Genomic DNA, 5459 nt, shown 5'->3' on the forward strand with positions numbered 1-5459 from the left:
CTGCGTTTTTCATTTTTACCGGGAGCGAGGAGTGAATATTCACGGTTTTCGATACCACGGCCGCTTTCGGGCATTAAATTTTGCTCGGCAAATGTGCCCTTTTGCTCCGCTTCGTATTTTGCGCTCGCAGCCCGGCAAGAAGCAGCCGTAACGACGCCTAAAATTCTCGCGCCCTTTTGTTTAAATTTATGCGTCAAAACAGGCTTTGTCGCGAGATATCGGACGGGCTCATTTTGCTCAAATTTATCCATCGCTTCGCACCTGGATTTGCTCGCCTTGCCCTGCGTAAATTCGCCCGAGCCGTCGTGCTCGCCGCTCTCGAGGTCGCCCGAGCCGCCGTGCTCGAAGCCGCCCGCTTCGCTACGCAGATCAAGAACTCTCAGCTCATTCGGCTCGTTTATAAAGTATCCGCGCCAGCCGTCTGATCCACCTGCCGCAAGCTCGAATTTATCGAAATCAAAGTCCAGTTTCACGCGGAATTTAACGTTAAAATTTGCGTCCGTAAAAACAAGTTCGTTAGCACCCTCTATTTCGCCGTTTTCGCCAGCCTCGCCCACGCGAATGCAATATCTGCCTTCTACGCGCTGCGCCTGCGTCATAGGGCAAGTTTTAGTAATGATTTTAAGCTCGCAACTGCTCAAATTCAAGCCGTAAATTTGACCCGAGCGCGTAAAAATCAAGAAATTTAGCTCATCTTGCTTAAAAATCGCCGCACAGCCCTTTAATTGCTTTCGTATGCCCGTCTGCGTCTTAAAATCGTAAATAAAAAGCGTGTCGTCTGTCGTCGTAATAGCCTTTTTATCACCGTCCTTGCTACTTAGCGCGATAAAATTGCCGTATTTTAGCACGCCCTTCTTGTGCTTTGAGATTAGTGCGAGATCTGCGGCGTTAAATTTATAAATCGTGTCTACAAAGCCCAAAACTACGAGCGTGCGGCCGTCATCGTCAAAGGTCGCGGCGCGGGTAAAATCGCGGAAAGGCGTGCCGGCTAGCTGCTCGCCGCTTGCAAGCGAAAATTTTCTAAGCTTCATCTGCTTTTGCTCGTCGTTATCGCCTGCGTAAAATGCGCGATCGCCCTTTATCAGGACGTTTTCGCCGATATCGCGAAGTCTGTTTTGAAGCCTACTTTGCCATAAAATTTTCATCCGTCGCTCCTTCCGTCTGCGCGTAAGAACACAGCGCGATTTATCGCTTTTAATTTGCGCTAGCGGTTTTATCGGCGCGCATGCTAATACTTGAATTATTGCTTTTAAATTTACGCTATTTGCGCGGCGCTCGGTACCGGTCAAATCGGCATTTCAGCCGTGCTTTGCGGGCAAATTTATCCGCGCAGCGTTTGGACCGGGCTAGAAAGAAATTTAACCGCGCAAAATTCGATCATTTGCGCGGTTCATTTTCTTTGATATAGTCCACGGCGATACGCTGGCAGGCGATTTTATCGTTCTTTTCGAGGCATAAAGTCTCCAGCTCCTCGCGGCTGAAATTTTTGTAATCCTTGATCGTCTTTTTGCCGCCGCCTCCCATGACGAAGTATATGAGAGCCGCTAAAATCGCCATCGCAGCGATTAATCTAAGCATGATTACCTCCTAAATTTCATAGATTTTGCGCCAAATGTGCGAGCGAATTCGGCGCGCATCTGTTTAAATAGGCAGTCAAATTCTATGCCGTTCGGATTTTGCGAGCAGTGCATTTTAAATCTAAAGCGATATCTGCTTCGGAAAGTACCTATCCAGCGTCTGCGCTACCTGCTCTAACCAGACCTTTCGCTTGACCTCGTCGCTATCTGCGACCACTCTAAACATCAGCCGCTCAAAGGTTTTCACGCCGCAAAAATCAAAAATGCAGTTTTTCCAAATTCTTTCCAGCGGATCGCCGAATATCTCGTTTTCTCTGGCCTCGGGGGTGTTGGAGGTGTTGAAAACTACGGCGGCTTTAGCCTTTAAAAGCCCTATCGGAAGCCCGCCGCCGTTATCGCCCGGCGCAAAATCGTAGGCTACTCTCTGCCTTAGCACACGGTCAATCCAGCCCTTGAGGATGGCGGGCGGCTCGCCCCACCAGTTCGGATGGACAATCACGATGCCGTGGGCGTTTGCGATATCTTTTTGATGCGCTTTTAACAGCTCGTCGTCGCTTTCGTCGCTCACGAGCTCGGTGCCGCTAAGGATTGGGTTAAATTTCTCCTTATATAGATCGTGAAATTTAACCTCGTAGCCGCTATTTTGCAGCTTTTCTGCCGCTGCGTTTGCAATAGCCGCATTTAGACTTCTCTCGTAAGGATGCGCTAAAATGATGCAGATTTGTTTCATCTTACTCCCACTCTATCGTTGCGGGCGGTTTGCTCGAGATGTCGTAAACTACACGGTTGATGCCGTCTACTTCGTTTATGATGCGTCGAGAGACGTTTTCTAGCAGGTCGTACGGCAAGCGCGAGAAGCTAGCCGTCATGCCGTCGCTAGCGTCCACTACGCGCACGCACACGGCGTTTTCGTAGGTGCGGTTATCGCCCATAACGCCTACGGAGTGCACGTTTAGCAACACGCAAAACGCCTGCCACGTTTTGTTATACCAGCCGCTTGATTTTAGCTCGTCGCGCAGGATCACGTCGGCTTTGCGTAGTAGCTCAAGGCTTGGCGTATTTACCTCGCCCATTATGCGGATCGCAAGACCCGGACCCGGGAACGGATGGCGGAAAACGACTTCGCGCGAAAGGCCTAGTTCGAGTCCCAGCTGGCGCACTTCGTCCTTAAAAATTTCGCGCAGAGGCTCGATCAGTTCAAATTTCATATCTTTAGGCAGGCCGCCTACGTTGTGATGGCTTTTGATCGTCTTGCTTGAGCCTGCGACCGAGCTTTCGATGATGTCGGTATAGAGCGTGCCTTGGGCTAGAAATTTTACGTTTTTGTGTTTTGCCGCTTCTTTGCTGAAAACCTCAATGAAGGTCGCGCCGATGATTTTGCGTTTTTGCTCCGGATCGACCACCCCTTTCAGCCTGCTTAAAAATAGCTCGCTAGCATCGATCACGTCTAAGCTCACGCCGAGTTTGAGCCTAAACATCTCCTCTACCGCCTTGCGCTCGCCCGTGCGGAGTAGTCCGTTATCGACGAAAACCGCTATTAGGCTCTGCGGCACCGCATGCGCCAAAAGCGCCGCTACGACCGAGCTATCCACGCCGCCGCTTACCGCGCAAAGTACTTTAGCGCTGCCTACGCGCTCTTTTATTTTGATCATCTGCTCTTTGGCGAAGCTGCCCATATTCCAAGTGCTGGTTATTCCGCAGATCTCTTTAGCGAAATTTTTTAAAATTCTATCGCCAAACTCGCTGTGGCAGACCTCAGGGTGAAACTGTAGCGCATAAATTTTACGGATCTCGTCGCCGAATACGCACCACTCACTCTCGTCCGAGCTCGCCATCACCTCAAAGCCCTCCGGCAGGCTCTCGACCTTGTCCGAGTGGCTCATCCAGACAGTAGAGTTATCCTCCACGCCGCCAAATAGCCTGCTAGCGCGAAGCAGTTTCAAAGAGGCTTTGCCATACTCTTTTTTACCCGCAGGCACGACGCTGGCGCCAAATTTATGCGCGATGAGCTGCATGCCGTAGCAGATACCTAAAATTGGAATTCCAAGCTCAAAAATTCTATCGTCGCAAAAATACGCGCCTTTGGCGTAAACGCTAGCGGGGCCGCCGCTTAAAATAAGACCTTTGGGGTTTTTTGCTTTTATCTTATCGATCGGTGCGTCGTATGCGATCAGCTCGGTGTAAACGCCTTGTTCGCGCAAGCGCCTAGCGATCAGCTGGGTGTATTGGGAGCCGAAGTCCAGCACTAAAATGTCTGCCGTTTGCATGAAATTCCTTTGTAAAAATTTTTAAAAGTATAACAAAGCAAAGCTAAAAGTAGGCTATTTATCGCGTAAAATTCTAACGCTGCCTTTCGTGTCATTTGTTTTGTTGCCATCCGCGGCGGATGCCTCTGCGTTCGCGGTTTGCTCATCTGCGCTCGAGTAAAAAGGCGGCGCTTTATATCCGCAGCCGCTAAGCAAAACTAAGATAAAAAATGCTAAAATCCGTCTATGGAAAATGCAAGAGAAATAATCGCTCATATCAGAAAAGATCCTTTATATGCCAAGATGCGAGAAAGAGGCGAGTTTCTGGCGATTTTGCCGCTTAGTTGGCAAAGGCTGATCGCTTTCATCTACGTCAAAGATGGCATTTTGATGATAGCCGCGAAGCATCCGGCTGGGCTTTGCGAACTAAAACGCGATAGTAATATAAATTTAATAAAAGACGTATTAAAGCGCTTCGTAGCCGCTAGAGAGACGGCGGAGCTTTGCGGCGTGCGCGAGATAAAATTTTTCGTAGCAGATAGAGTGATGAGCAGAAGAAGGGCGCAAATTTATAAAGCTCATTTGCGCCGGGATGGCGAAGCTTTATCTTTGGAGCGCGCAAAGGGGGAGTTTAAAAACAAAATCCAAGATCCGCAAATTTATAAAATTTTTGAAGAGATAAGAGGGCTGATCCTTGCTAATAGAGGAGATTAAGAGCCTGCCTGCCGCACCCGGCGTGTATCAGTACTTCGACGCCGCGGGCAAGCTGCTATACGTCGGCAAGGCAAAAATTTTAAAAAATCGCGTCAAAAGCTACTTTTCTTTCACGCCCGCCCTCGCGCCGAGTCCGCGCTTAAGTGCGCGCATCGCAAAGATGATAAGCGAGGCGGCGCATTTAGAATACATCGTAACGCCCAGCGAGAGCGACGCGCTGATACTAGAAAATTCCTTCATCAAGCAGCTCAAGCCCAAATACAACATCCTACTGCGCGACGATAAGACCTATCCATATATTTACGTAAATTTAGACGACGATTTCCCGCGCTTTGAGATTACGCGAAAGATCATAAAGGGCAGAAACATCAGATACTTCGGCCCTTATTTTCACGGCGCGAAGGAAATTTTACAGACGCTTTATATGCAGTTTCCGCTCGTGCAGAAGAAAAATTGCGTCAAGGGCAAAAAGGCCTGTTTATTCCATCAAATTGGGCGCTGCGCCGCTCCGTGTGAAGATAAAATTTCAAAGCAGGATTACGCGCGTATCGTGCAGAGCGCGCTTGCGGCTTTGAAAAATCCGCAAAAGATGGTGCCGCAGCTTCAGGATCGGATGGCGCGGCTAGCACAGAGCGAAAATTTCGAAGAAGCCGCGCAGATCCGCGATACGATCGAAATTTTAAAGCAGATGAATGTCAAGGTTGAGGTCGATCTAGCAAAGCTCGATGATTTCGAGGTCTTTGCGATTGCCGCACGCGACGGGCTCGTCTGTGCCGTGCATTTTAGCATACGCGAGGGTAAAATTTCAGCCTCAAGCTCGCATATAATCAACTGCAAAGCCCCAAGCGCCGATGATATCGCAAACGCCTACAAGCAGATGATCTTAAGCGCCTTTCCGGCCGCGGCTCCCGTGGCGTGCGCT

Annotated in this window: 6 protein-coding genes; 2 read left to right on the plus strand and 4 right to left on the minus strand. The window is 49.5% G+C overall.

Annotated features, from left to right (window positions below; all coding sequences use genetic code 11):
* The 4 genes from Q0257_RS07905 to guaA all read right to left on the minus strand — a co-directional run.
* A partial coding sequence (locus Q0257_RS07905; RefSeq protein WP_298023729.1) for a hypothetical protein occupies nucleotides 1–1145 on the minus strand: 1145 nt, incomplete at its 3' end.
* A gap of 232 nt (nucleotides 1146–1377) precedes the next feature.
* Nucleotides 1378–1578 carry a hypothetical protein gene (locus Q0257_RS07910; protein ID WP_298023732.1) on the minus strand — a complete coding sequence of 67 codons (201 nt, stop codon included), beginning with the start codon at nucleotides 1576–1578 and terminating at the stop codon, nucleotides 1378–1380.
* 120 nt (nucleotides 1579–1698) lie between these two features.
* Complete coding sequence (locus tag Q0257_RS07915; protein ID WP_298023734.1) at nucleotides 1699–2307, minus strand: NAD(P)H-dependent oxidoreductase; 609 nt, start codon at nucleotides 2305–2307, stop codon at nucleotides 1699–1701.
* 1 nt (nucleotide 2308) lies between these two features.
* Nucleotides 2309–3844: a glutamine-hydrolyzing GMP synthase gene (gene guaA, locus Q0257_RS07920; RefSeq protein WP_297944047.1), complete on the minus strand. Its 1536-nt coding sequence runs from the start codon at nucleotides 3842–3844 to the stop codon at nucleotides 2309–2311.
* 225 nt (nucleotides 3845–4069) lie between these two features.
* Between guaA and Q0257_RS07925 the strand changes: the two genes are divergently transcribed.
* Together Q0257_RS07925 and uvrC are read left to right on the plus strand one after the other, a co-directional pair.
* Complete coding sequence (locus Q0257_RS07925) at nucleotides 4070–4537, plus strand: hypothetical protein (RefSeq protein ID WP_298023737.1); 468 nt, start codon at nucleotides 4070–4072, stop codon at nucleotides 4535–4537.
* Nucleotides 4518–5459, plus strand: a 942-nt coding sequence (gene uvrC / locus Q0257_RS07930) for an excinuclease ABC subunit UvrC (RefSeq protein WP_298023740.1), incomplete at its 3' end; no start/stop codon positions are given. The genes Q0257_RS07925 and uvrC, both read left to right, overlap by 20 nt.

This window comes from uncultured Campylobacter sp. (assembly GCF_938018035.1).
GTDB lineage: Bacteria > Campylobacterota > Campylobacteria > Campylobacterales > Campylobacteraceae > Campylobacter_B.

Bases quoted from the DNA above. Each gene is read 5' to 3' on its own strand.
- Q0257_RS07910 (WP_298023732.1), bottom strand. From the start codon at position 1,578: ATGCTTAGATTAATCGCTGCGATGGCGATTTTAGCGGCTCTCATATAC.
- Q0257_RS07915 (WP_298023734.1), bottom strand. From the start codon at position 2,307: ATGAAACAAATCTGCATCATTTTAGCGCATCCTTACGAGAGAAGTCTA.
- guaA (WP_297944047.1), bottom strand. From the start codon at position 3,844: ATGCAAACGGCAGACATTTTAGTGCTGGACTTCGGCTCCCAATACACC.
- Q0257_RS07925 (WP_298023737.1), top strand. From the start codon at position 4,070: ATGGAAAATGCAAGAGAAATAATCGCTCATATCAGAAAAGATCCTTTA.